This window comes from Rathayibacter sp. AY1C1, from assembly GCF_002932105.1.
In the GTDB taxonomy this organism is placed as follows: domain Bacteria; phylum Actinomycetota; class Actinomycetes; order Actinomycetales; family Microbacteriaceae; genus Rathayibacter.
The window spans coordinates 88,797-114,998 of the sequence record NZ_PSWH01000009.1 but is presented as its reverse complement, the minus strand read 5'-3'; the positions used below and the strand labels follow the sequence as shown (position 1 = coordinate 114,998).

Below are 26,202 nucleotides of genomic sequence, written 5' to 3'. Positions count from 1 at the left end.
GCGGGGCCTCTGCCCGGAGAGCCGGACGGCGCCTCCGGGCAGAGGAGGATCATCCCAGATCCGCGCCGTTGGAGGCGATGACCTTCTGGTACCAGAAGAACGAGTCCTTCCGGTAGCGCTCGGTGCTGCCGTGGCCGAGGTCGTCCATGTCGACATAGACGAACCCGTAGCGCTTCGAGATCTGCGAGCTGGAGGCGCTGATCAGGTCGATCGGCGCCCAGCTCACGTAGCCGAGCAGCTCCACGCCCTCGTCCACCGCCTGGATCATCTGCTCGAAGTGCGCGCGGAAGTAGTCGATCCGGTACGGGTCGTGGACCCGGCCGTCCTCGGTCAGCTCGTCGCGCATCCCGAGCCCGTTCTCGACGATGAACAGCGGCTTGCCGTAGCGGTCGTAGAGGTCGATCAGCGAGATCCGCAGCCCGACGGGGTCGATCTGCCAGCCCCACTCGCTCGACTCGAGGAACGGGTTCTTGACGCCGAGGACCGTGTTGCCGGGGGTGCGCTCGGCGTCGGGGCGGACCGACTCCGTCATCGACATGTAGTAGCTGAACGAGATGAAGTCGACCGGGTGCTCGCGCAGCAGCTCGACGTCGCCCGACTCGAACGGGATCTCGACCCCGCGGCTCTCGAGCGCCCGCAGCGCCAGGCGCGGGTAGGCGCCGCCCGCCTGGACGTCGGTGCAGAGGTAGAGCATCCGCTCCTTGGCCTGCGTCGCCGCGACGTCGTCGGGGTGGCAGGTGTTGGGGTAGGTGGTCAGCATCGTGAGCATGCAGCCCATCCGCGACTCGGGCCACAGCTCCTTCAGCGTCCTCGTGACCGAGGCGGAGGCGACGAACTGGTGGTGCAGGGCCGTGTAGCAGGCCTGCTCCACGCTGCCCTCGACGGTCTCCTCGATGATCCCGCCCGAGGTGAACGGGTGGCGGATGATGCCGTCGATCTCGTTGAAGGTCAGCCACATGTCGACGAGGTGGCCGAAGCGCTCGAAGCAGGTGCGGGCGAAGCGCTCGAACAGCCCGATCGTGCGGCGGTCGACCCAGCCGTTGTGCTTCAGCGCGAGCGCGAGCGGCGGGTCGTAGTGCGAGAGCGTGACCAGCGGCTCGATCCCGAGGCGCCGCATCTCGGTGAAGAGGGCGAGGTAGTAGGCGATGCCCTCCTCGAGCGGCTCCGCCTCCTCCCCTGTCGGGTAGAGGCGGGTCCAGGCGATCGAGACGCGGAGGGTGGTGAAGCCCATCTCGGCGAACAGCGCGAGGTCGCCGGGGTAGCGGTGGTAGAAGTCGATGCCGCGGCGCTTGGGGTAGTACTCGGTGTCGTCGTCGGACATCGCCGCCGCGATGCTCTCCACCGTGTTGCGGTGGTGGATCGCGTACTCCTTCGGGTCCGCCTTCGGCTTGTAGGAGGCGACGTCGCTGACCGCCGGGCCGCGTCCGCCCTCGCGCCACGCGCCCTCGACCTGGTTGGCGGCGAGGGCGCCGCCCCATCGGAATCCGTCAGGAAGCGCCATCGGCGAGCTCCTTCTCTCTCTGCGTCACGGTCATGATCCGGTCGCCGGCGGTGATCCGCTCGGCGGCCTCGACGAGCACGGTGTACTCGGCGGAGTTGGTCACGAGCACCGGGGTCGTGGTGTCGTAGCCGGCCGCGGTGATCGCGGCCAGGTCGGCGGTGAGGAGCAGCTGTCCGGCCTCGACCCGGTCGCCGACCGCGACGTGCGCCTCGAACGGCGCGCCGTCCAGCTGCACCGTGTCGATGCCGACGTGGATGAGCACCTCGACGCCGTCCGCGCGGCGCAGCCCCACGGCGTGGCGGGAGGAGAGCAGCGCGATGACCTCGCCGGCGAACGGCGCCCGGACGGCTCCGTCGGTGGGGCGGATCGCCAGCCCCTCGCCGAGCACGCCGGCCGAGAACACGGGGTCCGGAACCTCCGAGAGGGGGATGACGGAGCCGGTGAGCGGCGCCTGCAGCGCGAGCGGGCTCCCGGCGTCGGCCGCCACGTCGCCGAGCGCCTGGACGCTGGCGGAGGCGTCGTCGCGCCAGATGACGAAGGAGACGACGAACGAGACGGCGACCGAGATCAGCAGGCCGATCACGGCGTTGAGCAGGTTCCAGGGGTTCAGCCCGTCGATGAACATCGAGATGCTCGCGACGCCGGGGCTGACCAGCGCGAACGCAGCGACCTGCGTGGCGCCGATGTAGGCGCCTCCGACAACGCTGCCCGTGATGACGGAGACGAGGGCGCGCTTGTTCTGCAGCGTGACGCCGTAGAGCGCCGGCTCGGTGATCCCGAAGAGGGCCGAGAGGCCGCCCGAGAAGGCGGTGGCGCGGAGGGTCGCGCTCTTGGTGCGCAGGGCGATCGCGAGGCTGGAGCCGGCCTCCGCCGCGTTGTGGGCGAGCGAGGAGGCGAGGTAGAAGGTGTCCTTCCCCGCGCTGGCCATCGTCGCGATGGTCGGCGGGATGAAGGCCTTGTGCATGCCGACCGAGATGATCAGCGGGAGCACGCCGGCCAGCAGCGCGACGGCCACCCAGCCGAGCGCCCCGTAGAGGCCGATCATCGCGCCGGTGAGCATCGAGCCGAGCCAGTAGCCGAGGGGGCCGAGCAGGAAGATCGTGGCCGGAGCGACGATCACGAGGCACATCAGCGGCACGTAGAACGTGCGGATCGGGCCCCACGAGTGCTTTGTGAAGAAGCGCTCGACGACCGAGAGCAGCAGCACGGCCAGGATCGCCGGGAACACCTGCGCGTTGTAGGCGATGACCGGCACCGGGATGCCGAAGAGCGCGACGCCGCCCTCCTGGTTGAGCAGCGTCGTGAACGCCGGGAAGACCAGGACGCCGACGAGCCCGAGCGCGAGCGGCCGGTTCACGTCGAGCTTCTTCGCGCTCGTGTACGCGACGAGCAACGGCAGGAAGCCGAACACCGCGTCCGGGATGGCGGACAGCAGCTTGAAGTTGTCGGAGGCGGGGTCGAGCCAGCCCAGCGCCGAGGCGAGGACGAGGAACGACTTGAAGATGCCGGCGCCCGCGATGGCCGGGATGATCGGCGTGAAGACGCTGACCACGAAGTCCATGATCGTCGCTCCGAGGCGCTTGAGGGACCGCGGCTGCTTCGCCCGCGCCGTGGACGTGGTGGTGCCGCCGCGCAGCTTCTCGACCGCCGCGTACATCTCGCTGACGCCGCTGCCGACGATGACCTGCGTCTGCGGGCCGGTGACGACGCCGATCACGCCGGGCACCGCCTTCAACGCCTCGACGTCGGCCTTCGCGTCGTCCGCCAGCGCGAACCGCAGACGGGTCGAGCAGTGCTGCAGCTTCGCCACGTTGGCGGCGCCGCCGACGTGCTCGAGGATCGCCTTCGCGCTCTCCTGGGTACTCATCGGTACTCCTCCGGGTGTGTGGGGACGCGCGCTTCCCTGCGCTGTGCTGCCCGGCCGTCCGTCGCCGTCCCCGCCCCCTCCGGCACCGTCATCGGTGCTCCGGCGGAGCGTCAGGAGGCGTCCGGGCACAAAAAAAGGACCCGACGACGCTCAATACGCGTTTCGTCGGATCCTGCCTGCACGACCAGTCACATGTCCGAGTGCGAACGTAACACGGGGGCGGGTGGGGCGTCAAAGAGGGGGGCGTGCGCACGGCCATCGCGTACGGGCGGTTGTTGCACCGGTGTCGGCATGATGGACACGTGGACACTCTCGACGTCGTTGCGGCGGTCATCAGCGATCGCGGCCGTATTCTTGCCTGCCGTCGGCGGGCGGACAAGGCGGCTGGCGGGCTCTGGGAATTTCCCGGCGGCAAGAGAGAACCTGGCGAAACGGCTGAAGTCGCCCTCGCGAGGGAGATCCGCGAGGAGCTGAGCGTGGAGATCGAGGTCGGCCCCAAGCTGACGTCAGACGAAACGGAGGTCGGCGCTCTCACCATTCGGTTGCACTGCTTCCGAGCCGTGGTTCGTGGCCCACGCCCCACGGAGAGCACCGACCACGACCAACTCCTCTGGCTCCTTCCGAGCGAACTCCCCGGACTGGAGTGGGCCCACCCCGATCTGCCGGCCGTTCGGCTTCTTTCCTCTAGGGATCGATGAGGTCGAAGCCCTCGTCAGACCTGAACGCTGTGATGATCGAGAGGCTGCGGATGAGATCCAGCATGTCCTCTTCCGGGCGACCGGGAAGCAGGATGACGGGGACTGCCGCGTAGCCCTCGCGCTGCGCAAGATGGGCATAGTCGAGCACCTGCCCGATGGCCATGCGGACGAAGGACCGGGCGGTCGACTTCTTGGCTTCGACAATCCAGCCGCTCGATCGGACGTAGAGGTCCGGCTCGACCCGTGAGCTGCCGACCGGGAGCGTCAGACGACTGGGCGGCGTGCCGTTCTCGGTCAGCCAGAGCCCAAAGTCGGACTGCAGCTCGAACTCGATTCGGGAGACGACCCGGTCATCGAGAGGGCTGACATCCGCACCCGCGATGACGATGTCGGAGTGCTCGGGAGGCGTCCAGTCGCCGAGCGAGGCGGCGGACTCCTGTGTGCCACCGTAGGTCGGCAGCCGAGTGATGTCCGCCGCAAGCGGCAGGAGAGTGAAGATGATGCCGCGTCGCTGCGTCCCTTCGGTGTCCGGGATGATCTCCCACCGGTAGGTCGGAGTCCCTGTCGTGAAGGCACCGATGTAGGTCACGCTCGTTCCCTGCACCGTGAACAGCCGAAGCACCCGCCCATCCTGCGCCGCGTCCCGGAGAGCCTTGTTGCCGCGAAGAAAAACCTGGTCACCGACCTGCCCTTCTCCCGTGTAGGAGTAGGACCCGTCCTCGCGAAGTCCCTCGAACCGGTCGTAGCCGTATCGAGCTCCCTTCGCCGGATCGGTGAAGATGAAGATTTCACGGAGCGCTCGCGGCGTCACGATCCCCTGCTGCTGCTGCCCTCCGTAGGCGCGGTGGATATCACGCCGGAGGACCTGGTCGCCCACTTCCAAGGTGAACCGACGCTCGGTGGTGTCTCGTCGAAGCAGACGGGAGCGGACAGCCTCCGCCTGCTCTTCGGTCAGATCCCACCGAGATTCCTCAGCGGGAAGAGTTCCGTAGGAGGAGCGGAGGAGGCTTCGGATTCGACGCTGAGAAACGCCCAGTTCAAGTGAGAGTGTGGCGGGAGTAACGGGAGGCATCTCGCGAGACTAGGAATGCTCGGAGCGCGTTCTGTCGAGGTGCACTCGTGTTAGCGACAGAGTTACTCATTTTGCGTAACTGCCGAACTTTGTGCCGCATAGGTCCCAGAAAAGAGGTCACGGAAGAGATCATTACTCACTATCGCCAGAGTTGAAAGACGCTAATGCGGTCGCGTCTGCCGCTGTTGCGGCGTCGGGACGACCCTCCATCAGAGGAAAGAGGTTCTCCCCCTCACTCCCCGCACCCCGCCAGCACCGCCTCCGCCGCCTCCCGGTCCTGCGCCCCGACCCCCAGCCCGTACTCGCTGAGCACTTCCACGAACTGCTCCACATACCCGCAGCGCAGCTCCGCGGCCGGTGGCAGCCACTCCCCCGGGCCGGCGTCGCTCTTCGCGCGGTTGGTCTGCTCGGAGGCGGCGACGAGGTTCGCGGGGTCGTTCGCGAAGGCGAGGCGCTGGTCGTCCGCCCACGACCAGGCGCCGTGGTGCCAGGCCCAGCCGAGGGCGACGACGTGGTCGATCTGTACGAGGCGGGAAGTGTCGGTCCCGGAGACGAAGGCGACCGAGGTGCCGTCGTAGGGGTCGATCAGGGTGCCGGTGAGGACCTTGCAGTCGCGGGTGCCGGGCTTGAACACAGGGGCGAGCAGGTCGCGGCCGAGGACGTCGTTGCGGGTGTCGCAGCCGTTGCGGTCGACGTCCGACCACGCCTGTCCGAAGAGGTCGCGGTCGTAGGGGACGGCGGCGGGGCCTTCGACCGAGGGGAGAGCGGCCAGCGTCGCGAGGGACGGAGTGGACGGCTCCGTTTCTGGAGCGGACGGCTCCGTTTCCGGAGCGGACGGCTCGACGTCCGCCGAGGGGCTGCTCGGCGCGGGAGCAGCGGGACTGCTCGACGCCGCAGAAGCACCGGCCGAGGAGGACACCGCCTCCGGTCCGCCTCCTCCCGCCGTGTCCGACAGCGCGACGGCGGCGACGGCGAGCGCCGCAGCTCCCAGCAGAGCGAGGATCGCACCGGCCCGTCGACGAGGGCGCCGGCGCACGGGGAACGTAGGCCAGTGGCGCATGATCGACCCTCCTGCGATGAGACCCGCGATGCGGTCGACGCGACGCGCCTCCTCAGTATGCGGAGTGACCCGCTCCGGGCTCGACGGTCGGGCGGAGCGTCGGGAACGGGGCGGCCGCGCGGAGCGACAGCGTCGACGGTCGGGATCAAGCCTCCCGGAGGCCACCTCGTCGCGCCCGCGCCGGCGACCCGCGCCTGCTTGACTGCTCCCATGGAGATCTTCATCGGAGTGGTCGGCCTGCTCGGCGGGCTGGTCATCGCCGGGCTCGCGGTCGTCGCGGTGGTCATCGGACGACGGCGGGCGGTGCCGGCGTCGCTGGTCGACGTCGAGGTGCGGCTGACGCACGCCGGGGACGACTGGTGGCGGGTGGGCGCGCGGGTGCGCAACTCCGGCCGGTCGCTCGTGCCGGTGACGAGCTACAGCGACGGGCGGCCGATCTCGGTCGACCTCGGCGGAGCCGTGTCAGCGGAGTGGTACGGGTCGGCTCCCCGGTCGGACGCGTGGCGGATCGATCCGGCGGTCGGGCTCCTCCTCGGACCCGTCGCGCTGGAGCGCGGGGCCGACCTGGGGGCGACGATCGTCGTGCGCGGGCGCCCGCAGGTGCGGATCGACGCGCCGCTGCGCTACGTGCCGGTGCGCGAGAACGTGATCGAGTCGCAGACGCCGGACGCCGCTCCGGTCTGGGGCGTGTCCGAGGCCGCGGCCGCTCCGGCAGCAGCGCCGGCGTCGGCTCCCCCTGCGCCGATCCGTCCGCGTCAGCAGCGTCCGATGGACGCCGACCCGTCACGTCCCGAGCGTGAGAGCGTCCTCCGCGGCGGCTTCGGAGTGTGGGCGGCGATGATCGCGGGCGGCGCAGGAGCCGTCGGCGTCGCGATCGGGATCGCCCTCGAGCTGGCCGGCGTCGAGGCGTCGGGGCTGGGAGGCGCGGGCATCATCCTGATCGCGGCCGGCTTCCTCGGCCTGGTCGGCACCCTCGTGATCCGGCTGCTGCGCCGCTGGCTCGAGCCGCCCGCCCTCTGGCGGACGCCTGCGCAGCGCCTCCGCCGTCCCGGGACGATCACCGTCCTCATCCTGAGCTACGCCGGGCTGGCGCTGTTCTGCACCGAGTTCGCGGCGCAGTCGGTGACGGGCGACACGACCTGGGTGGCCGGTGTCGCCGTGCTGATGCTGATCGCCGCACTGATCGGCATGGGACTCGTCGGGTTCCTCCGCCTGGTCGTCCTGCTCGGCGTGCGCCGCGCCTCCCGGGAGACCCCGTGACCCGAGAGGTCGTCGTCGTCGGAGCCGGCCTGGTCGGAGCGGCGACAGCCCGCGCCCTCACCGAGCGCGGCGATCGCGTGGTGCTCGTCGAGCAGTTCGAGCGGGGCCACGACCGCGGCTCGTCCCACGGCGAGACGCGCATCTTCCGCCGCGGCTACCTCGAGGACGACTACCGCGCCCTCACCGGACGGGCCGGGCGCGCCTGGGCACGGCTCGAAGCCTAGACCGGCCGCCGCCTGCTGCACCCGGTCGGCGGGATCGACCACGGCGACCCCGCCGTCCTGGCCGCCGTCGAGGCTGTCCTCCTGCGCGACGGGATCCCCGTGGTGCGGATCGAGGCGGACGAGGCGCAACGGCGCTGGCCGGGACTCCGCTTCGAGACCGACGTCCTGCTGCACCCCGAGGGCGGACGCCTCGACGCGGCGGCCGCGATCGACGCGATGCTCGACTCCGCCCTCGGACGCGGCGCCGTCCTCCGGACGCGGACGCGCGTGCTGGGCATCGAGGAGCGCGCCGACGACGTGCGCGTGCTGACCTCGGACGGCGCCCTCGACGCCGACGCGGTCGTCGTGGCCGGCGGATCCTGGACGCCGCCCCTCGTGGACGGCCTCGTCCGCGCGGCCGGCCGATGCCTCCCTCCGCTGCGCGTCACACAGGAGCAGCCCGCGCACTTCGCGACCGACCTGCCCCTCGACTCCTGGCCGAGCTTCGCCCACCACCGCCCCGGCCTGCCCGTCGTCTACGGGCTCGCGACGCCCGGAGTCGGGGTGAAGGTGGGCGAGCACGGCACCGGTGTCGTCGTCGATCCGGACGAGCGCACCTTCGAACCCGAGCCCCGAGCGCTCGCCCGCCTCGTCGGCTACGTCGCGGAGTGGATCCCGGGCGTGGACGCGGCGAGCGCCACTCCGATCAGCTGCCTCTACGACAGCACCCCCGACGAGGACTTCGTGATCGACCGCGTGGGCCGCGTGACTCTGGCGACCGGGTTCTCGGGGCACGGCTTCACGTTCGGTCCGGTCCTGGGCGAGCTGCTCGCGGACCTCGTCGCCGGCGGAGCGGCGCGGGAGCGGTTCCAGCTGCTGCGGGCGTGAGGGGCGGGTGCGTCCGGAGGAGCGGCTTCCGACCGGGGAGCAGCGGGTGCTCCCCGGGAGGCGGATTCCGATCCTGCAGCGGATGCTCAGCGGCCTGCGGGGCCCGTCCCGTGCTGCTCGCGGCCGTCCGGGTCGAGGAGCACGGCGTCGTCCCAGCCGCTCGCCGCGTCCGTCGTACGGGCCTTCGCCGGCGGGCGCCGCGCGACCGCGACGACGATCAGCGCCCCCAGCATCACCAGGGCGGCGGTCTGGAGCGGCGGCGCGACCATCGCGAGCGCCTGCCGCACGTAGAGCTCCGGCGGGACCGTGATCGAATCGCCCTGGTACTGGTTCGGCAGCAGGAGGACCACGACCGGGAGCGCGAGCACTGCGGCCCAGAGGACGACGGTGACCGCGATGGCGGCGGCCCAGAGCAGGCGGACCCGCTTCATCGGCGGGGAGCCCTCAGCAGCGGCACCACGACCGCCAGGCCGAGCGCGATCAGGCCGACGGTGAGGAACGGTCCGATCGCGTTGTCGCTGAGCACGCGGAGGTACTGCTCGGGCCCGAAGGCGCTCTGCGACGGCGAGTAGTCGTACCAGCTGTGGGAGCTGTTCCAGAGGGCGAGGAGTCCGACGAGGACGCTCACGCCGCCGACGACCGCCAGGGCTCCGGCGATGCGGCGAGTGGAGACAGCGGGGCGGGGGTCGGTGTCGGTCGCGTCGTGACGGTCACCGGAGTCGGGTGCCGCGTCGCCGGGAGCGGGGTCGGGTTCGGTGGGAAGCGGGACGGTCGGCTCGGTCGGGAGTGGGACTGTCGGCTCCGCGGGTCGGGGCGCGGTCGGCTCCGCGGGTGTCGGGACGGCCCGCACCGCCGCTCTCGCGCGCTCCGGAGCGGTCCGTCGGCCGGAGACTCGGGAGCCGGTCGGGCCGCCGACCGATCGCACGTCCTCCTGCTCGGGAGCGGACCCGCCACCTCGCCGACCGGCCGATCGCCCGATGCCCGAGGTCCCGCCCGACAGGAACGGGGAGCGGAGGCGCTCCTCGCCGCTGCCGCGCCGCTCGGCCTCGCGTCCGTCGTAGCCGCGCTGGAAGCCCGCGTGGTAGCGCGGGTCGGTGCCGCCCTCGTCCGTCCCGCCTCTCTCGCGTGGGGAGCCGTCCGCTCCGGTGCTCCGCGCCATGCCGTCCCCCGCTTCGTGCAGTCGGGCCATCATGTCGCACCTCGCCCGCTGCGGGGAGGTGCCGGACGGAGCTCGGGGTGCGGTCGGCGGAGGCGGGGGTTCAGCGCCCGGCCGCGGTGGTGCGCGACGGGAGGCTGACGATCCCCGCTCCTACCAGTAGCAGGCCGATCGTCACCGCCGTCAGCGCCGGCCAGCCACCGGCTCCGACGGCCAGGCCGAGGAGCCAGCCGCCGGCGGCCGAGCCCGCGTAGAAGGCGATCGTGTAGACCGCGCCGGCGTGCCCGCGGAGTGCCGGAGCCGCGCGCGCTCCCGTCCAGGCGGCGCCGGTCGCGTGCAGGGCGAAGAAGCCGGCCGTGAAGACGAGGAGTCCGGCGATCACCACGGCGACGTTCTCGGCGAGCATCACCAGCAGTCCGACGATCATCAGGGCGACGCCGATCCGCATGACGAGGCGGGGGCCGATCCGCGGCCCCCATCTCCCCGCGAGCCGGGAGGAGACGGTTCCCGCGAGGTAGGCGGCGAAGAGGAGGGAGACGAGCGCGGGCGCGAGTGCGAACGGCGGCGCCTCGAGCCGGAACGCCAGGTAGTTGTAGACCGCGACGAACACGCCGACCGCGAGGAACGTCTGCAGCGCGATCGCGACGAGCATCGGATCGCGGAGCACCTGCGCCGTCTTCCCTCGCCAGCCGCCGGGGGCCGCCTCGCGCGCGCCGCCGCCCCGGGGCGCGAGCACCGCGAAGACGATCGCCGCCGCCGCGCAGACGGCCGTCACGACGAGCAGGGCTCCGCGCCATCCGAGCGCCGCCGCGAGCGGTCCGGCGAGCAGGCGTCCGGCGGCACCGCCGATCGTGGTCCCGGAGACGTAGGCGGTCGCGGCGGCCGTCGCTCCGGCGCCTCCGACCCGGTCGTGGATCGCCGCGACGGCGAGCGCCGGGACGGCACCCAGTGCCGCTCCCCCGAGGAAGCGCAGGACGAGGAGGAACTCGAAGGTCGGGGCGACGCAGGCGAGCAGCGCCAGGACCACCGACGTGAGGACCGCGATCCGCATGGATTCGAGCCGTCCGATGCGCTCGGCCACCGAGGCCCACGGCAGCACCGAGAGCGCCAGCCCGAGGGTCGCGGCCGAGACGGTGAGCGCGGCGTCGGACGGGGCGAGGGCCCATTCCCGCGCGAGCTGCGGGAGGACGCTCTGCACGGCGTAGAGCTCGGCGAAGGTCGCGACTCCGGCGGCGAGGAGGGCGATGGTCAGCCTCCGCTGCGAGAAGGGTGCCGCTGCGCGCATCGGTCGGAGGCGTGCGGCGGTGCTCATGATTCCGACGGTAGACCGCCTCCGGGTGCATGACTAATGTCCTTTCTCGTACTGTTCATGCGTTCTGGTCATGTCCGGATCTAGGGTGGTGGCGTGTCCGACGACTGGCCCGCGACCCTCCGCCTCCTGCCCCTGCTCGTCGCGGTCGCCCAGACCGGGAGCGTGACGGCGTCGGCCGCCGAGCTCGGGATCCCGCAGCCGACCGCGAGCCGGTCGCTCGCCCGGCTGTCCGCCCTGGTCGGCACCCCCCTGGTCCGCCGGGAGGGCCGCGGGGTGGTGCTGACGGAGGCGGGGACCCGTCTCGCCGAGGCCGCTCAGGACGGCATGTCGGTGATCCTCGCCGGGCTCGCGGAGGTGCGGCAGGCGGGCGACGTGGAGCACGGCCGGATCGACCTCGCCTTCCAGACGCTCCTCGGGGAGAGCTTCGTGCCGGATGTGATCCGCCGGTTCCGCCGCCGCTGGCCGCAAGTCGGCTTCGGGCTCCGTCACGGCTCCCGAGCCCTCTGCCTGAGGGCCGTGGCGGAGGGCGAGTCCGAGCTGGCGATCGTCGCGGATCCGCCCGATCTCCCCGGCACCACCACGACGACCCTCTACTCGGAGCCTCTCCTCGCGGTCGTGGACCCCCGTCATCCGCTGGCCTCGCGGCGCTCGGTCACGGTCGAGGACCTCCGCGGCCTCGACCTGATCATGCTGGCGCCCGGCTACGGCCTCCACGAGTCGGCCCGGCGCCTGCTCGCCGTGGACGGCCGCGACCCGGTGCCGGCGTTCGAGGTCGGCGACTACCGCGCCGCCCGAGGACTCGCGGCAGCCGGTCTCGGACTCACGATCCTGCCGCCGAGCCCGTCCTCGGTCGATGATGACGTCCGCGAGATCCCGATCGACGATCCGGGCGCGAGCCGTGAGATCGGTGTGCTCGCCCGCGACACCGGGAACCCGGTCGTCCCCGAGTTCCTGCGGGCCCTGCACGCCGCGGCGGCCGCCCGGCGCCGGTGACCGCTGCTCGGCTCTGCTGTCAAGCACAGGAAGCGGAGGCCCTTCGTGCAGCAAGCTTCGAGAGGATCCCCGCACCGCCAGCGACACCCCCCTCCCCCCGCTCCTGCACCACGTCACCGAGGACGGCCCCGGTCATGATCCTTCTCCGCACCCACGCCAACCGCTGGACCGCGCGCGCCCGCCGCAGCGGCGGCGTCCTCGGCATCATCACCCTGGTCTCCGACCTCCCCCGCCCGGCCTATCGGACGGTCCGCCTCGATCCGACGAGCGGTGAGCGCGTCCTGCTCCGCGACACCGCCGAGCTCGAGGAGGCCTTCGCCGTGCTCCTCGCCGGGCTCGAGCGCTCGCGCATCGCGGCCTCGGCATCCCCAGCCGAGTCGGCTCCCCCGTGCGCCCCGGTCGACGCGCCCGTCGCAGTCGAGGACGACCTCGAGGAAGCCGCCTGACCTGACGGCGTCCTTGCGGGGAGACCCTCACCGCGCATCAGGTGCCGAGCTCTCCGCCCGCCTCCTTCACACTCGACGTGTCGGATCGACGTGCCGTGACACCTCGACCGGCGGATCCGTCCTCGGCAGGTCCCGCGGGCCGATGATCTGCCGGAGCCGGGCCGACCTGCGCGACCGGAGGAGAGCCCGGCGCCAGCGCGGATCGGTGCGGGCCCGGAGGTGGGGGTCGAGCGGGCGGAAGCCTCCCGCGGTCCGCTCCTCGATCAGCACGATCGTCGCGGTCGCGAGGTGCAGTCTCCGGACCGGCTCCCTCTCGGGATGCGGATGTCCGGAGCGCGTGCGGAGCTGCTGCTCCAGCTGCTCCGGGTCGGCGGACCACCAGGTGCTGACGCCGACGCGTCCATCGGGGAGAGGGAAGCGCTCGGTGATGCGGTACGGGAGGCCGTGCTCGGTCATGCAGTAGTGCCTTTCGAGGAGAGGGTCCGGGAGCCCGGGCCGCGCTGCAGCGGCCCGGGCTCCGGTTCACGAGGTGCGGGTCGAGCGACGGCGCAGCGCCGTCAGGGCGCCGCCGGCCAGGAGCAGAGCGCCGGCTCCGGCCGCGAGGGGCCCGGCCGCCGCTCCCGTCGAGGCGAGGACCGTCGGCACGAGTCCGACCGGAGGCACCGCCACCTGGGCGCAGCTGGCTCCGCCGTCGTCCGCGCACGGGTGCAGGACGGTCGTCGGATCGAAGCCCTCCGGGACCTCGGTCAGGCGTGCCCGGTTGGGGATGGTCCACGCGTCCACGCCGTCGGCGACCCGTCCGGTCACGGTGAACGTCGTCGACGCTCCCGGGGCCAGAGACAGGTTCTCGACAGTCAGGTCGGACGACGCCGGGCCGCCGTCCCGGGAGATCGTGACGTCGCTCAGGTGCGCGAGCTCGGGGATGTCGGTGAGGGTCACCCCGTCCGCCGGCCGAGCCCCCTCGTTGGCGACCACGATCCGGAACCCGGCACGCCCGCCGTGGTCGACCTGATTCCCGATCGCCGTCTTCTCGATGGAGAGCCTTCCCTCGACGGGCGGCACCGGGATCTCGGCGCAGGACGACGTCGCATCGTCAGCGCAGGCGTTCTCGACCGTCGGCGGGTCGAAGCCCTCGGGCTGGTGGGTGATCGAGACGCGGTTGGGCAGGGTCGCGGCGTCGTACCCGTCGGCGACCCGGCCGCTGACGTGCAGCGACACCTGGCCGCCGGCGGGGATGTCGAGACCCGTGACGGGCTCCGTGGCCGGCTGCGTTCCTCCGGCGCCGTTCTCGATGGTCGCCTCGAGCAGGTGGTCGAGCGTCGGGACGTCGGTCACGGTCACGTCCGTCGCGTCGACCGTTCCGGTGTTCGCCACGACGATGTCGAAGCCCGCCGTGCCGCCGTGCTCGGCGCTCGCCTGGGACGCGGTCTTCCGGATCAGGAGCGACCCCTCGCCGATGTCGTGCGGGACGGTGGCGCAGGGGTTCGCGTCGGTCCCCGTGCCGGACGAGGCGGGAGCGAAGGGCGCATCGGCGAGGCAGGCCGTGTTCGTCAGCGCGCGGTCCCCCTCGCCGGTCACGATCACGTCGAAGGTCAGCTCGGCCGTCGCCCCGACAGGCAGGCTGCCGGCCGCCCAGGAGATGCGGCCCGTCTCCGCGTCGATCGTGGCCGTGCCCTGCGAGGCGCGGAGGGAGCCGGAGTCGAGCTCGGCGTCGTCGAGCACGCCCTTGTCGAGGTAGTCGATGACGGCGGCGTCGGAATAGTCCCCGGTCCCGTCCGAGGTCAGCGTCACCCGGTAGGGCACGCGGGCGCCGCGGAGCAGCGGAGTGGTGGAGTCGACCGACGAGGTCTTCGCGATGGTCACGTGCGGCGCGAGCGGATCGAGGCGTGCGACCGCGACCGCACCGTCCGAGCCGTAGGCCCAGTCGTCGATCGCCCGCAGGTCGCCGTAGGAGCCGTGCACCGAGTCGTTGGCGTTGGGGATGCGGCCCCGCCCGGAGTCGTCGCCCTCCCAGCGGTGCACCCCGCCGGATGAGTCGGTGCCGCCGTCGCCGGACGTCACCGCGGAGGTGCCGGAGTACCGCTCCGAGTTCGATCCGGCGAGGAGCGAGTCGTCCCAGTGGACCATCGACGGGTCGTCGCCGCCGCCGGTCGACCTCACGACGGACACGCCGCCGGCGGACGTCTCGGCGTCGACCCGCGTGAAGTGGAACTCGTTCGTGCGGCCGATGGAGGCGCGGAAGGTGACGTCGGGGTCGGTCACGTCGACCGTCCCGCCCTTCGCGTCCCGTCCGTCCCAGTCGACCGAGAAGGGACCGGTCGTCCCCGCGATCCGGGTGAGGTGCACGTCGCGCTCGCCGTCGTAGGAGCCGTCCCCGTCCGCATCGACGTCCACGACGACGGTGCCCGGCTGCGTCCCCAGGACGCCGGTCAGCGTGCCCGCGTCGGAGCCCGCGGTCGACCGGCGGAAGGCGAGGCCCTCGATCGTCGGCGCGCGGTAGGCCGGAGCGATCGACTCCGGCAGGTCGGACGACGGCGGGTCCAGGAAGAGCTTGTAGGTCTGCAGGCCGTCGATCCCGGAGCGTCCGGACGCCTGCACGTACTGAGCCCCGATCCCGCCCGCCTCGCTCGACTGCGGCATGGGGACCGAGAGGTAGGACGGATCGGACGACCCGACCTTCACGTTGCCCTTGTTCGTGGCCTGGACCGTCGAGGCGACCCCGTCGTAGCCGCGCAGCCCGAGCTCGTAGCGGGCGCCCGTCTCCGTGACGGCGTGGAGGGTGAAGGAGGAGCGCCGCTCCTCGGGCGAGGAGTAGGACTCCTTCGCCCCGGACTGGATCGCATAGGACTCGGACCACACCCGGCCCGCGACCGCCGCGCCCCGCGCGTCCTGGACGCCGATGCTCCAGACGAGGTTCACCGGCGCCGTCACGTCGTCGTCGGACACCCGGATCTGGAAGACCCCGGTCTCGTTTGCCACGAACGAGCCGCCGGCGGACACCGAGGGCGCCGCTCCGGGCGCGAAGTCCTGCTCGTCGAGGACGGCTCCGCCCGGAGCCGTCACCCGGGCGGTACCGCCGCCGGTCTCGCCCTCGCCGGTCCCCGAGCCCGCCTGGAGCGGGTGGAGGTCCACCCGGAGCGTCTCGCCCTTCTGGACCCAGGCCGAGACGGTCGTCACGCCGGCGTTCGTCGCGCCTCCCTGCAGGAGGGTGTTCTCGATCGTCGTGTGAGGACCGTCGGCGGCGAGGGCGGGCGGCGGCGCGAGGCCTCCGCCCAGCAGCCCGCTCACGAGCACGCAGCCCGCCGTCGTGCCGACCAGCGCTCGCGCCGTCCGCGCTCGGGGTCGTCCGCGCTCGTCCCGCCCCGACTGTTCCGTTCGACTCATCCGATGTCCTCTCCTCTGCCGACCGAGCGCACTGCGTCGGCGGCGACCGTTCAGCCCCACGGAAGGAGAGTATTGCTCGGTTCGACGTCACCGCGGCCGGTACGGCTGCATCCGTGGAGAACGGCGCGAGATGGGCGCTGTGGAGGAGGAAACGGCGCGCGAGAAGAGCCGAGCGACGTGCTCGCGACGGGTGATCGCAGAGCCTGCGAGGAGTGATCGCGAGCGCGGGCGCGGACTGATCGCGGATGCGGGCGGAAGACGGTCGGCGCCGTCGACGGCGCGAAGAGGCGTCCTGCGAGGCGGAGAACCGGCCGTCCCGCCGCCCTGCGCTCTCCGGGAGACCGACGCCGACAGCCACCGGAACGAGCGACAGTTAAAACGAGAACGGCCCGCCGAAGCGGGCCGTTCTGCTCTGTCTCAACCAGAGTGCGCCCGGAGGGATTCGAACCCCCAACCTTCTGATCCGTAGTCAGATGCTCTATCCGTTGAGCTACGGGCGCAGTCCATCGCGTGGGCCAGAGGCGCACGCAACGAGGTACGACTATACATGCCGGGAGCCCCCTCCGCGAATCGGCGGCGGCGGCACAGACGGCTCCCTCTCGGGACGCCGCCGCGGCCACGAGAACCCAGGCTCCGTCGCGGTGTCCCGAAGCGCCTCGCAGAGCCTCCGACGGGCGGACGCCGCTGCTCCCCCTCACGGCGTACCGTGGGCTCATGGAGGCCGCCGCGATCGAGCTCGTGGGCTTCGTCGTCTCTCCGCTGCACCGCTACGAGGGCCGCCCCGCCGATGGCCCGGTGCCGTCCGAGGGCAACGAGCAGCCCGAGCGGATCGAGATCCGCGCAGGCCTCGGCATCGTCGGCGACCGCTTCTTCGCCCAGCGCGCGCACCGCCCCGCGGCGATCACGCTCTTCGCGGTCGAGACCCTCGAGCACATCGCCGCCGAGCTCGGCGCAGGGCCCTTCGACCCCGCCGACACCCGCCGCAACATCATCGTCCGCGGCGCCGACGTCGATGCGCTCGCCGGCCGCACGTTCGCGATCGAGCAGGGCGGGGAGCGGATCGAGTTCCAGGGCGGACGACCAGCGAACCCCTGCGCCTGGATGGACGTCGTGCTCGCCCGCGGGGCGTTCCGGGCTATGCGGAGGCGCGGCGGCGTCCGGACCGCCCCCCTGACGAACGGCGTCCTCCACACCGGGCCGGCCCGCCTGATCCTCCACAGGTCGGACGACAGGCTGATCTGAGCCCGGCGGCGAGCGCCTAGGCTCGCAGCGACCGACTCCCCCGATCGAAGGAGGCCCCGTGCTCCGCCCGAGCGACCTCCTCCCCACTCTCGCCACGACTCTGCGGCGCGGAGTCCGCGACGTCTTCGCGACCACGCGCTCCCGGGGGCGGGATCCGCACCGCCGCACCCGCAGCACCGACGTCTCGGTCCAGCGGGTGCACCACCGAGACGTCTGGGCGCGGGTGAGCACGGTGGGGCGCGACGGCGAGCGCACGTTCGTCCTCGTGCCGGGGATCGGAGTCGCGGCCACGTACTTCGAGCGCCTCGCGCCCGCGCTCAACGAGTTCGGTCCGGTGCACGCTCTCGACCTGCCGGGCTTCGGCGGCGTACCGCACCCGATCGACGCGCGGCGCATGGACATCGGCGACTACGCCGAGCTGGTCGGCGCCGTCATCGACGAGCTCGGCCTCGACGATCCCGTCGTCCTCGGCCACTCGATGGGGACGCAGGTGGTGGCCGAGCTCGCCGCGCGCCGTCCGGAGCTGACCACCATCGTCCTGCTCGGACCAGTGATGAACCGGCACGAGCGCCGCCTCCCGACCGCCGCGCTCCGCTTCGCCCAGTCGAGCGTCCGCGAGCCGCTCAAGGTCGCGATCCTCGCCGCGGGCGCCTACCTCCTCTGCGGACCGCGCTGGTTCTCCCGTGTGCTGCCCGAGATGATGCACTACCGGATCGAGGAGACCGTCCCCCGGATCCGCGCGTCCGCCCTCGTCATCCGCGGCGAGTTCGACCGGCTCGTGCCGCGCGAGTGGGCGGAGGAGATCGCCCGGTCGATGCCGCACGCGCGGGCCTGGGAGATCCCCGACGCCTCCCACTCCGTGATGCACGCGCACGCGGAGGAGGTCGCCCGCCTCTGCGTCGAGCACGCGCGGGCGCCGCAGCCCGACCGGGACGAGGCCGCCCTCCGCCGCTACCCCGACTCGGAGGTCGACCACTCCGAGGATGTCGCGCCCACCGAGGACCCGATCGGCGCTCTCCGGGGACGCATCACCGAGCTGGCCGGGATCCTCGTCGACGACGACTCCCTCATCGCCGAGGGCAAGACCCTCCACGCCGAGGCGAGCGATCCGGAGGCACTGCACCAGGTCGCTCCGGACCCGGGCGACGGCGAGCTCGTCGAGGGCGGCGGATCGAGGGAGGACGGCGAGCAGGACGGCTGACCACCGCAGGCCACCACGACCCGCACGTCGCGCGGCGTGAGACGCCGAGCGCAGCAAGAGCAGCCCTCCCGCCGACGCCACTCGGCGACCGCCCGTCAGGACTCCGCGCCGACGATCTCCTCGCGGATGCGCCGCAGGTCCTCGGCGAGCGCCCCCAGCAGGATCCAGTGCTGCGGATGCGGAGTCGCGATCACGAGCGGCGCGGTGAGAGCGGGCAGCTCGTCCGTGATCGCCTCCGGCTCGGGAACGTCGACCGAGGACTGCACGAGGAGCCGCAGATCGTGGGCGGCCCGGTGCAGCTGGACGGCGATGTCGGCGATCGTCGGCTCCCCGACGAGCTCGTCGTCGTAGAGGTCGTGCACGGTCCGCGTCATGCCCCGGACCCGGGTCACGATGCGCCCCAGCCGCGGGACGACGGAGTCGAGGGCCAGTAGCCGGTCGCGGTGGGCGGAGCGGCGCGGGTTGAGGCGGAGGGACTCCTCGCCGGTCGCGATCGCCTCCTCCGCCTTGCTCTGCATGGTCTGCAGCAGCCGGGCGTTGATGAGCAGCTCGTCGAGCCGGCGTCGCGGGACGGGGGCCTGGAGAGCGTCGCCGAGGTCGTCGAGGGCGGCGGCGAGCTGAGCGGTGAGGTCTCCGATCGCCCGCTCGGCCGGCGCCAGCACGACCGGAGGGACGATGAGCACGTTGATGACGACTCCCACCGCCGCGCCCAGCAGGGTCTCGAGGATGCGGTCGAGCGCGTAGTTCGGCGTGACCGCGCCCACCGAGAGCACGAGCATCGCGCTGATCGGGATCTGCACCGCGGAGGCGGGAGTCAGGCGCACGGCCCACCCGACGGCGATCGCGGCCACGATCGCGAGGAGAACGATGATGCTCTCGCCGCCGAGCACCGTGCCGATCACTGATCCGACGATCACGCCGATGATGACGCCGACCGAGCGCTCGAGGGCCTTGGAGAACGACTGGTTGATGCTCGGCGCGACGACGAGGAGCGCGGCGATCGCGCCGAAGACGGGCAGCGTCCCCGGGAAGACGACGCCGGCGAGGAGCCAGGTGACGACCGTGGCCGCCGCCGTCTTGACCAGCTGCAGCACCGGCGGCCGCGTCGGCACGGTGAAGCTCGAGGTCAGGCGCATGGGACCACGGTAGCGAGCGCCCGCCGCCTCGCGGTCCCCGCGCGCATCACCGGCTCGCGGCCGCCTCGACGCTCGCGAGCACCGCGCGGAGCGAGCGCGACGCCTCCGCCCGCAGATCGGCGGGCACCCCCGAGAGCAGCGCCCGCTCGGCGTCGAGCACCTCGGGGAAGGCCCGGTCGACCAGCTCCTCCCCCTCGCGAGTCAGCGTGATGAGCGAGCCGCGCCCGTCCGCCGGGTTCGCGGCGCGCCGCACCAGGCCCCGCCGCTCCAGCGAGTGCACGCGCTTGGTGATCGCGGGAGCGGAGGCGAGGGCGATCGTCCGGAGGGTCGTCGGCGACTGCGGAGCGCCGGCGCGACGCAGCGTGGAGAGCACGTCGAACTCGCCGCGGGTCAGCCCGTGGGCGGCGAGCAGCTCCTCCGTCGCCCGCACGATCAGCGCGGAGGCGCGGATCACCCGCCCGACGACGTCGACGGCGGAGGTGTCGAGCTCGGGCCGCAGCACCGCCCAGCCCGCCCTGATCTCGTCGACCGCGTCGCCCGGCTGGCTTTCAGACTGATTCACACGTAAAGTATATCTGCTTCACCCGTGAAACACTTCTCCGGCCGCCGCCGCTCGGACCCCGATCAGAGGACCCGATGGCCGCCACCCCCGTTCTGCCCCACCCCCGCGAGCTCCTCGCCTTCGGCCCGCACGCCGGTGCCCATCGCGTCGCCCTGCGCGCCGGCGTCTCCATCGCCGTCCCGCTGCTCGTCCTCTGGGCGCTCGGCCGCACCGATCTCGCCCTCTACGCGACCTTCGGCGCCTTCACGGCCCTCTACGGTCGCCAGCACACGCACCGGCCGCGCCTGCTGATGCAGCTGTCAGCAGCCGCGTTCCTCGTCACCACCGCGACCCTCGGCACCGTCGTCTCCCTCTCTCCTCACCGCGACTGGCTGATCATCCCCGTCGTGGTCGCCGTGACCGTCGCGGCCGCCTACCTCAGCGACGCCCTGCACTGGCACCCGCCCGGCCCGTTGTTCCCGGTCTTCGCCGTCACGGCGTGCGCGTCCGTCCCGTCCGAGGCCTCGCGGATCCCGGTCGCCGTCGCTCTCGCCGCGGGCTCCGCCGCCTTCTCGCTCGTCGTCGGCCTGAGCGGTCTCGCGCTCCCCCGCGCACGCCGCCTCGCCCCGACGCCGTGGCGCACCTCGTTCCGCGCGGCGGCGGCCCGTCCGGCGACGCGCGCCGCCCTGCTCCGCTTCGGGGCCGTCGTCCTGGTGGCAGGCACCATCCCGACCGCGACGAGCCTGGGCCACCCCTACTGGGCGATGGTCTCCGCCGTCGCAGCCGTCTCGGGAGCGGACGCGGGCGCCCGGCTCGTGCGCGCGGGCCACCGGATGCTCGGCACGATCGTCGGAGTGCTGATCGCGGCCGCGCTCCTGGCCCTGCCGCTCTCCCCGCTCGCCGTGATCGTAGTGGTGGTGCTCCTCCAGATGACCGCCGAGCTCGTCGTCGGCCGCAACTACGGCCTGACCCTCGCCTTCGTCACTCCGCTCGCGATCCTCATGGTCGAGCTCGCGCACCCCGTCGACGAGCTCGTGCTGCTGCGCGACCGGGCGCTCGAGACCGCATTGGGCGTGCTCGTCGGAGTCGTGGCGACGCTCCTGACCCACGCCGCCTCGCAGCGCTCGCGCTCCCGCTCCTAGGCTCAGGAGGATGGACCGCACGATCCCCGCTGTGCTCGCCGAGATCACGGCGGCCGTCGCCGACGTGCGCGACGTCGCGCGGTCGCAGCAGGACGGCGCGCGGGCCCGCGTCGCGGACCGGCTCGACGAGATGTTCGCCGGAGCGACGACCCGCCTAGAGGTCCGGGCGGCGGCCGCCGACGCGCTCGTGCTCTGGGGCGGGGCGGGCTCCTTCTCGGACGTCGGCTCGGCCGAGGCCGATCACGCGGTCACGCGCCTGTACCGGGCCCTGCGCGCCGGCCGCTCCTGGCTGCTCCGCGCCGACTGACCCGCACGTCGCGACCGCCGCACGACGCCGAGAACGACGAAGGCCCCCTGCTTCCGTGGAAGCGGGGGGCCTTCTCGTTGGCGGTACCGGTGGGATTTGAACCCGAAGGCGAGCCCTGGCCTAGAGCCGCCCTTGTCTACGGACCGCGTGTTTTCAGGCATCTGGGGTCGCGCCGAGTCGCCTGGCGTCACGGTGCGCGTCGAGAGTTGTGGGCAATATGTGGGCGCGATCGTTTCCTGCCGTACGGTCGCAACATGGCGCAGACCGAACTGTCGAACGTGATCCAGGTGGCCGCCGTGTTGACCGCAGTGGGAGCTTCTATCGTCGCGCTCCTCATCTCAGCGAAGGACCGCGCGAACGCGCGAGGGATCGCGGAGATGGACCGCACAGCTGCGATCCGTCACGCGAAGTTGATGTTCGAACTTGACGCGGCGAGCAGGCTCCTCGAGAACCAGATTCGCGGGGGCTCGAAGGACCCAGACGAGGCTGAGCGCATGGGGCAGGAAGCCCTCGCTTTGATCGCGATTCTTGGACGCGAACGGGTCCCCCGACTCTGGGACGGGCGGATCAACCGCGACGACGAAGCGCTCATCAGGGACATCGAGGAGGAGAGCACCTTCGAGCAGTGGGCTGATGCCCTCTCCGCCCACCTGGCCGTCAACGCGATCGTGCGCGACATAGACGCGGAGCGCCAGCGTAAGGGCCCCCACGCCGCCTCCGGCGACTGACGACCTCAGGCCCAGGTGCAACCGAACCCGACGACGACCGTTGGAGGGGACCAAGCCGACTTACCCCGGGTATGTCTATAGCTTGCTCCGCCAGGCCACTTAGGGGGCCTAAGCCGACAGCTTGCTACGCGTCAGAGCTCTGGATGAGAGCCCCCCGCCGCACCACTTGCCGCACGTGATGCCGTCACTTCCGACAGATCCGCAACCGCGGCCACGCGGGCACCCGTAGTGTCCGGGCATGAACGATGCTCTGCACACCGACCCTGGAACCGCCGCCGTCATCGACGCGGTCAATCGCAGCCGCCGGTCGCACGCGTGGATCGCTCGGCGCATCGGAATGTCAGAGAGCACGATCCATCGGAAGTTGACGTGCAAGTCACCGATGACCGTTGCCGAGGCTGACCGCATCCTGCGGACCTTGGGGACGTCGTTCCTGGCCGAGCTGCGCCGCGCGAGCGTCTAGGCGCGTTTTGACGTCGTGATGGCCACCCTGCCGACGTCACTAGCCGCACCGACTTACATCGGCCTCCTGCGTGCGTTGCGGGAGTGGCTGGACTTCGCCCACGGGTCGCGGGGCTTCGACAGCTCCGCGATCACGAGGGACGGGAAGAACCGCCAGTCGCGACCGACCTTGAAGGCGGGGATCGTGCCAGCCTTCGCCATGCGGCGCACGGTGTCGGGGGAGGTGTTCAGCCGGCGCGCCATCTCGGAAAGGGGAACGGGAATCTCGTCATCTGCGGGGATCATCGTCGACAGTGGCACAGCCAGCACACTTCCGGTTCCCGGGAACTGGAAGCCTCTGGTTACGATCGGTCGGTGAAGTGGGAGCCCCTGATCGATGCCGCGCTTCCGTACCTCGGTCCGTTCGCGGTCGTCCTCTCGTGGCTACTCGTCGTGCGCGCGATCGTGCAGATGGATGTGGGCAACGGGTACGTCGCCGGCATCATCTTCCTGCTCGGTCTCCTGCTGGTCGGTCTGAGGCACATCCTCGACGCAGGGTTCGAGGAGTTCGGACCTCAAGCCAGGGGCAGGGGTGCTGACAGCGCTCGAGGTCAGCGCTAGTTACGGCGCCACGCCAGGAACGCCTCTGCAGCGTCGCGGAGCGTGTCCCCGCACCCGACGATCCACTCGTCTCGCGTGACGCACACGAACGTCGGCTGCCCCTGGTACTCGACGAGACGAATCCAGCCGAGCTCCTCGCGCTGGTCGCCCATGCGCCACTCGTGGGGCCGGACCGAGCGGGAGACCATCGAGAGCGGCGTCCAGTGGTGCGACGTGCGCCGATGTTGGCCGGGACCACCGACACTCCCGGTACGTGCCACTCGGCAGTGCGGAAGCGCTGACCTGTCACTCCATCGCGGGGGGGGATGCGGACCGCCTCTGAGGGGGGTGGCCTCCCGGTACGGCAGATCTGCTAGCTTCAGCCCAGACGTAAACTTGCAGGAAGGTGCTCGATGTGACGACCGTCGGATCAATGCTGACGTTGCCTTCGTTCCGAGACTCGTTGAGTGACGTTATTCAGCGCGCCGTCGAGATGCAAGCAGTCCTCCGGCTGTCGCTGACAAGCGACATTCCGTTGCCCGATGACTCAACCGACCTAGACGATGACGACTGGAAGCGGGCGGTCGCCGCGTACCGTCTCCTCTGGGAGATTGCCCACCGAGAGGGGCGCGAAGAGGTACTTGCGGATATCAAGACCGGCTTCCCCACGCTCGACCCGACCGTACTTGTGGTTATCGAAGAGCTGTTAGCGGAAAGCCCGGGCGCCGCAGCTCGCATTCGTGGGATTCGAAAACGAGATCGTTTTCTTCCTATCCTAAACAACGTGGATATGAGTCTGGATCTAAGATTCATTGAATTTGCTTCCCCCGGAACTGTCGCCCCAGTAATAACAGCCCGGCTCGAGTTCGACGAGTCCGTTGGCGGGGCTGAAGCGATTTCTGTTCAGATTCCGATCAGCCAACTCGACGCACTAATCAAGCAGTCACAACAATTGCAGGGGCAACTGGCAAGCTTGCGCGACGCTGTGAACGGGATCGAGCTAGCGCCGTGGTCGCTCGAAGGGGTCCAGAGTGACAGCGAGTGAGATTGCCTCAATTATTGTCGCTGGCACTGGGGTCTTGACGGCCGTCCTAAACTTGATCCATGGGAACATCCTTCGGATGGACGGCTCCTCGAAGTTCGACGCAGCGGCGGTCGCGATGAAGCAAGTGGGCGACGCGAACACCCGCGCATCCAACTCCCTCGACAAGATCGCTGACGCGTTCACGGGTCATTTGGTGGACTTGAAGGCGCAAGGGGCGAGCAATGGCAGTAAGCTAGACCGCTTGCTGAAAGCAAAATAGAGACCGACTGGACAGGCGTGCCGATGACCATATTTATGTTAGCTTGCGCTGTTGCTTCCGCGTTCGCTGCACTTGCGGCAACGTGGTCGTTCCTGTCGCATCGCCGAGCTATCGATGGCCTCCAGGTTGCAAGCAACGCTGCTGCCGAGTCCGCGAACCTGCTCGAAAATTCGGTCCTACGTCTCCAGCGCTCCCTTCGCCCGAACTATGAGGACGTCTCGACACAAGAGCTGGAGGTCGTGCGATCCGAGGTCGTGCGCTACGGCGAGTACATCGACGCAGAAGAGGAGCTCTTTTCTGCTAAGTCGCTGCCGTTTGGCTCCTGGGACGCCATCTACGCAGGGCGCATCATCGACACCGCAGCCGCTAGCGGCGTGATCGATACCGAAGACGTCGCCATACTTGATCGGCAGCGTCGGGTACCAGCGCGCAAGTTGAAGACTGCGAAAGCAGCAAAGCGTTACCGCGAGCTCATCGCTAGCTAGAGCGTACCGCGACTTGGCCGGCACCGCTCTTCCTGCGGGTACGATTCCCGCAATAGACCGAGGCAGAGTGGGCCGAGACCTCGCGCTTGCGTCCATCACGTCGAATACGACGACCGCGCATGCGGCCCCCGAGGGGCACAAAGCGTGGCAGATGTCGCCTGTCCCATCCAGACTCCGCCCGACGAGCGCCAACCGCGGACGCGGGCACCGACAGGAGCGCTCGTTAGAACCGCATGGTCCGGATGTCTTCCGGCGGACCAGGGAAGAGGTTCCGCAACGCCTCGTCGTCGCGAGGGATGGCGCGATCTACGGCGCCGGGGTCGTCCGGGATCGCGGAGTCGAGTGCGGCCCTAGTGGCGTCCAACTCGCGGCGGTCCGCGATCCACGCGTAGTCCTCCGCGCCGAGGAAGAACTGTGGTGAGTCTACTGCTTCGCCGTCTACCAAGGTGACGGCTGCAGGCCCAACACCCCGAGCATGGGTAACGGCGACAACGGCGTTCGCGCTCATCGGTTCGCGGTCGAGCTTGGTTCGCAGCTCGCTGCGGAGAGCCTCGGGTAGCGCCGGCCACCAGTCTTCGATTCTGCGTCGAATGTCCGTCATGCTGTTGAGATCACTCTCCGATTTCCGGGTTAGTAGCCGAAAGTCTTGTCGAACCGCTGCTCAAGTTCGCGGCTCTCGGCCCGGCGCCGACCCATCGGGCACTGTCGAGTTAGAGGGAACAGCGAGCTTCTTGTCATCGTTCACGCGCTCAGCGACGCTCCGCCATGTAACGCTACGGGCTGTGGCACCGTGAGATACTGCCTCATTTCACGCCTGTGCGCCAGTATCTTCCTTGCTCTCAATCCGGAACTCGCCACGCTTCATGAGCCCGAGAACGGGAGCTGGGCGCCCTAGCCGAGCCGCGGCACTGAAAACGGCTTCCCGGAGGAATGGGAAGACCACCATGAAGGCAACCTCCTCCGCAAATTGCACCCAGTCAGCGCGGTCAAACGTGACAGGCTCCGAGAAGGAATAGTGGGCGCCGACATCAACTAAGTAATTGGCATCCTCCGCCTCAAATGCGAGCCGGTACCGCGCAAATGCATCTTCGGGGCGAACTAGCTCAGCGAAGTCGATGCGATAGGAATTGGCTTCGAAGTCTTCCGGCCGCTCGGGCACGAGGACACCGCGAATTTCGTAGTGAACCACGTCATCGAGGTCAGCAACGCGCACCAGTTCTTGGATGCTCTCCAAA

General features: G+C 70.8%; 29 protein-coding genes, 1 tRNA gene and 1 pseudogene. 15 read left to right on the top strand and 16 right to left on the bottom strand.

The annotated features are described in order from the left end of the window. Nucleotides 1–49: 49 nt before the first annotated feature. Nucleotides 50–1,501 (bottom strand): glycoside hydrolase family 1 protein, encoded by a 1,452-nt coding sequence (locus tag C5C71_RS06570; RefSeq protein WP_104337363.1) that lies wholly within the window; start codon nt 1,499–1,501, stop codon nt 50–52. After that, nucleotides 1,488–3,368 (bottom strand): beta-glucoside-specific PTS transporter subunit IIABC, encoded by a 1,881-nt coding sequence (locus C5C71_RS06565; protein ID WP_104328883.1) that lies wholly within the window; start codon nt 3,366–3,368, stop codon nt 1,488–1,490. The genes C5C71_RS06570 and C5C71_RS06565 overlap by 14 nt, the downstream gene beginning before the upstream one ends. A gap of 302 nt (nt 3,369–3,670) precedes the next feature. Here C5C71_RS06565 and C5C71_RS06560 point away from each other — a divergent pair, with 302 nt between their 5' ends. Next, entirely contained in the window at nt 3,671–4,066 is a 396-nt protein-coding gene (locus C5C71_RS06560) for a (deoxy)nucleoside triphosphate pyrophosphohydrolase (RefSeq protein WP_104268542.1), read from the top strand. On the opposite strand, the gene C5C71_RS06555 is transcribed toward C5C71_RS06560, so the two are convergent. Together C5C71_RS06555 and C5C71_RS06550 are read right to left on the bottom strand one after the other, a co-directional pair. After that, on the bottom strand, nt 4,053–4,943 hold the full coding sequence (locus C5C71_RS06555; RefSeq protein WP_258063190.1) for a hypothetical protein: 891 nt from the start codon (nt 4,941–4,943) through the stop codon (nt 4,053–4,055). The genes C5C71_RS06560 and C5C71_RS06555 overlap by 14 nt on opposite strands. 427 nt (nt 4,944–5,370) lie before the next feature. After that, nucleotides 5,371–6,198, bottom strand: a complete 828-nt coding sequence (locus tag C5C71_RS06550; RefSeq protein WP_104337362.1) for an HNH endonuclease family protein — start codon at nt 6,196–6,198, stop codon at nt 5,371–5,373. A gap of 210 nt (nt 6,199–6,408) precedes the next feature. Here C5C71_RS06550 and C5C71_RS06545 point away from each other — a divergent pair, with 210 nt between their 5' ends. Both C5C71_RS06545 and C5C71_RS06540 read left to right on the top strand, forming a co-directional pair. Next, nucleotides 6,409–7,458: a hypothetical protein gene (locus C5C71_RS06545; RefSeq protein ID WP_104266677.1), complete on the top strand. Its 1,050-nt coding sequence runs from the start codon at nt 6,409–6,411 to the stop codon at nt 7,456–7,458. Then, nucleotides 7,455–8,549 (top strand): annotated as a pseudogene (locus C5C71_RS06540) (FAD-dependent oxidoreductase). Before C5C71_RS06545 ends, C5C71_RS06540 begins: the two are co-directional and overlap by 4 nt. A gap of 86 nt (nt 8,550–8,635) precedes the next feature. Here the strand turns inward: C5C71_RS06540 and C5C71_RS06535 are convergent. The 3 genes from C5C71_RS06535 to C5C71_RS06525 all read right to left on the bottom strand — a co-directional run bounded on the left by C5C71_RS06535 (nt 8,636) and on the right by C5C71_RS06525 (nt 11,017). Next, nucleotides 8,636–8,980 (bottom strand): hypothetical protein, encoded by a 345-nt coding sequence (locus tag C5C71_RS06535; protein ID WP_104287726.1) that lies wholly within the window; start codon nt 8,978–8,980, stop codon nt 8,636–8,638. Next, nucleotides 8,977–9,741 (bottom strand): hypothetical protein, encoded by a 765-nt coding sequence (locus tag C5C71_RS17900; protein WP_181065658.1) that lies wholly within the window; start codon nt 9,739–9,741, stop codon nt 8,977–8,979. Before C5C71_RS17900 ends, C5C71_RS06535 begins: the two co-directional genes overlap by 4 nt. Nucleotides 9,742–9,808: 67 nt before the next feature. Next, nucleotides 9,809–11,017 carry an MFS transporter gene (locus tag C5C71_RS06525; protein WP_104337361.1) on the bottom strand — a complete coding sequence of 403 codons (1,209 nt, stop codon included), beginning with the start codon at nt 11,015–11,017 and terminating at the stop codon, nt 9,809–9,811. 93 nt (nt 11,018–11,110) lie between these two features. On the opposite strand from C5C71_RS06525, the gene C5C71_RS06520 reads away from it, so the two are divergent. Next, entirely contained in the window at nt 11,111–12,010 is a 900-nt protein-coding gene (locus C5C71_RS06520; protein WP_104337360.1) for a LysR family transcriptional regulator, read from the top strand. Nucleotides 12,011–12,144: 134 nt separating this feature from the next. Next, nucleotides 12,145–12,456 carry a hypothetical protein gene (locus tag C5C71_RS06515; protein WP_104261625.1) on the top strand — a complete coding sequence of 104 codons (312 nt, stop codon included), beginning with the start codon at nt 12,145–12,147 and terminating at the stop codon, nt 12,454–12,456. A 66-nt stretch (nt 12,457–12,522) separates the two neighbouring features. Here C5C71_RS06515 and C5C71_RS06510 read toward each other — a convergent pair whose 3' ends face one another. The 3 genes from C5C71_RS06510 to C5C71_RS06500 all read right to left on the bottom strand — a co-directional run bounded on the left by C5C71_RS06510 (nt 12,523) and on the right by C5C71_RS06500 (nt 16,340). Then, on the bottom strand, nt 12,523–12,912 hold the full coding sequence (locus C5C71_RS06510; protein WP_104315679.1) for a hypothetical protein: 390 nt from the start codon (nt 12,910–12,912) through the stop codon (nt 12,523–12,525). A gap of 66 nt (nt 12,913–12,978) precedes the next feature. Further along, complete coding sequence (locus C5C71_RS06505; protein WP_104337359.1) at nt 12,979–15,840, bottom strand: DUF11 domain-containing protein; 2,862 nt, start codon at nt 15,838–15,840, stop codon at nt 12,979–12,981. A 427-nt stretch (nt 15,841–16,267) separates the two neighbouring features. Beyond that, nucleotides 16,268–16,340, bottom strand: a tRNA-Arg gene (locus C5C71_RS06500). 214 nt (nt 16,341–16,554) lie between these two features. Here C5C71_RS06500 and C5C71_RS06495 point away from each other — a divergent pair. Beyond that, the gene (locus C5C71_RS06495) at nt 16,555–17,082 is read left to right on the top strand and encodes an MOSC domain-containing protein (protein ID WP_104337358.1); all 528 of its coding nucleotides are present in this window, start codon (nt 16,555–16,557) and stop codon (nt 17,080–17,082) included. A gap of 58 nt (nt 17,083–17,140) precedes the next feature. Continuing rightward, nucleotides 17,141–18,283 (top strand): alpha/beta fold hydrolase, encoded by a 1,143-nt coding sequence (locus tag C5C71_RS06490; RefSeq protein ID WP_181065657.1) that lies wholly within the window; start codon nt 17,141–17,143, stop codon nt 18,281–18,283. Between the two features lie 95 nt (nt 18,284–18,378). Here the strand turns inward: C5C71_RS06490 and C5C71_RS06485 are convergent, their stop codons facing one another. After that, the gene (locus C5C71_RS06485) at nt 18,379–19,419 is read right to left on the bottom strand and encodes an aromatic acid exporter family protein (RefSeq protein WP_104225996.1); all 1,041 of its coding nucleotides are present in this window, start codon (nt 19,417–19,419) and stop codon (nt 18,379–18,381) included. Nucleotides 19,420–19,465: 46 nt separating this feature from the next. Then, entirely contained in the window at nt 19,466–19,981 is a 516-nt protein-coding gene (locus tag C5C71_RS06480) for a MarR family winged helix-turn-helix transcriptional regulator (protein ID WP_104337356.1), read from the bottom strand. 74 nt (nt 19,982–20,055) lie between these two features. Here C5C71_RS06480 and C5C71_RS06475 point away from each other — a divergent pair, with 74 nt between their 5' ends. From C5C71_RS06475 to C5C71_RS17265, 4 genes are all read left to right on the top strand, one after another. Further along, nucleotides 20,056–21,102 (top strand): FUSC family protein, encoded by a 1,047-nt coding sequence (locus C5C71_RS06475; protein ID WP_104337355.1) that lies wholly within the window; start codon nt 20,056–20,058, stop codon nt 21,100–21,102. Nucleotides 21,103–21,112: 10 nt separating this feature from the next. Beyond that, complete coding sequence (locus tag C5C71_RS06470; protein WP_104337354.1) at nt 21,113–21,409, top strand: hypothetical protein; 297 nt, start codon at nt 21,113–21,115, stop codon at nt 21,407–21,409. Nucleotides 21,410–21,663: 254 nt separating this feature from the next. Beyond that, nucleotides 21,664–22,137 (top strand): hypothetical protein, encoded by a 474-nt coding sequence (locus C5C71_RS06465; protein ID WP_104337353.1) that lies wholly within the window; start codon nt 21,664–21,666, stop codon nt 22,135–22,137. Nucleotides 22,138–22,375: 238 nt separating this feature from the next. Further along, nucleotides 22,376–22,600, top strand: coding sequence for a helix-turn-helix domain-containing protein (locus tag C5C71_RS17265; RefSeq protein ID WP_146084439.1), 225 nt, complete (start codon nt 22,376–22,378; stop codon nt 22,598–22,600). 53 nt (nt 22,601–22,653) lie between these two features. On the opposite strand, the gene C5C71_RS06460 is transcribed toward C5C71_RS17265, so the two are convergent. Continuing rightward, nucleotides 22,654–22,842 carry a helix-turn-helix domain-containing protein gene (locus C5C71_RS06460; RefSeq protein ID WP_181065656.1) on the bottom strand — a complete coding sequence of 63 codons (189 nt, stop codon included), beginning with the start codon at nt 22,840–22,842 and terminating at the stop codon, nt 22,654–22,656. Between the two features lie 111 nt (nt 22,843–22,953). Between C5C71_RS06460 and C5C71_RS06455 the strand changes: the two genes are divergently transcribed. After that, nucleotides 22,954–23,199, top strand: a complete 246-nt coding sequence (locus tag C5C71_RS06455; RefSeq protein ID WP_104337351.1) for a hypothetical protein — start codon at nt 22,954–22,956, stop codon at nt 23,197–23,199. On the opposite strand, the gene C5C71_RS17515 is transcribed toward C5C71_RS06455, so the two are convergent. Next, the gene (locus C5C71_RS17515; protein WP_181065655.1) at nt 23,196–23,351 is read right to left on the bottom strand and encodes a hypothetical protein; all 156 of its coding nucleotides are present in this window, start codon (nt 23,349–23,351) and stop codon (nt 23,196–23,198) included. The two genes, C5C71_RS06455 and C5C71_RS17515, sit on opposite strands and share 4 nt — an antisense overlap. Nucleotides 23,352–23,584: 233 nt before the next feature. On the opposite strand from C5C71_RS17515, the gene C5C71_RS06450 reads away from it, so the two are divergent. The 3 genes from C5C71_RS06450 (at nt 23,585) to C5C71_RS17260 (ending at nt 24,967) form a co-directional block, all read left to right on the top strand. Further along, nucleotides 23,585–24,223 carry a hypothetical protein gene (locus C5C71_RS06450; protein WP_146084437.1) on the top strand — a complete coding sequence of 213 codons (639 nt, stop codon included), beginning with the start codon at nt 23,585–23,587 and terminating at the stop codon, nt 24,221–24,223. Nucleotides 24,224–24,299: 76 nt separating this feature from the next. Next, complete coding sequence (locus C5C71_RS06445; RefSeq protein ID WP_146084436.1) at nt 24,300–24,482, top strand: hypothetical protein; 183 nt, start codon at nt 24,300–24,302, stop codon at nt 24,480–24,482. A 23-nt stretch (nt 24,483–24,505) separates the two neighbouring features. After that, on the top strand, nt 24,506–24,967 hold the full coding sequence (locus tag C5C71_RS17260; protein WP_146084435.1) for a hypothetical protein: 462 nt from the start codon (nt 24,506–24,508) through the stop codon (nt 24,965–24,967). Between the two features lie 223 nt (nt 24,968–25,190). Here the strand turns inward: C5C71_RS17260 and C5C71_RS06435 are convergent, their stop codons facing one another. Together C5C71_RS06435 and C5C71_RS06430 are read right to left on the bottom strand one after the other, a co-directional pair. Next, nucleotides 25,191–25,568 carry a hypothetical protein gene (locus tag C5C71_RS06435; protein WP_104337347.1) on the bottom strand — a complete coding sequence of 126 codons (378 nt, stop codon included), beginning with the start codon at nt 25,566–25,568 and terminating at the stop codon, nt 25,191–25,193. A gap of 207 nt (nt 25,569–25,775) precedes the next feature. Then, nucleotides 25,776–26,201: a hypothetical protein gene (locus C5C71_RS06430; protein ID WP_104337346.1), complete on the bottom strand. Its 426-nt coding sequence runs from the start codon at nt 26,199–26,201 to the stop codon at nt 25,776–25,778. Nucleotide 26,202: the final 1 nt, after the last annotated feature.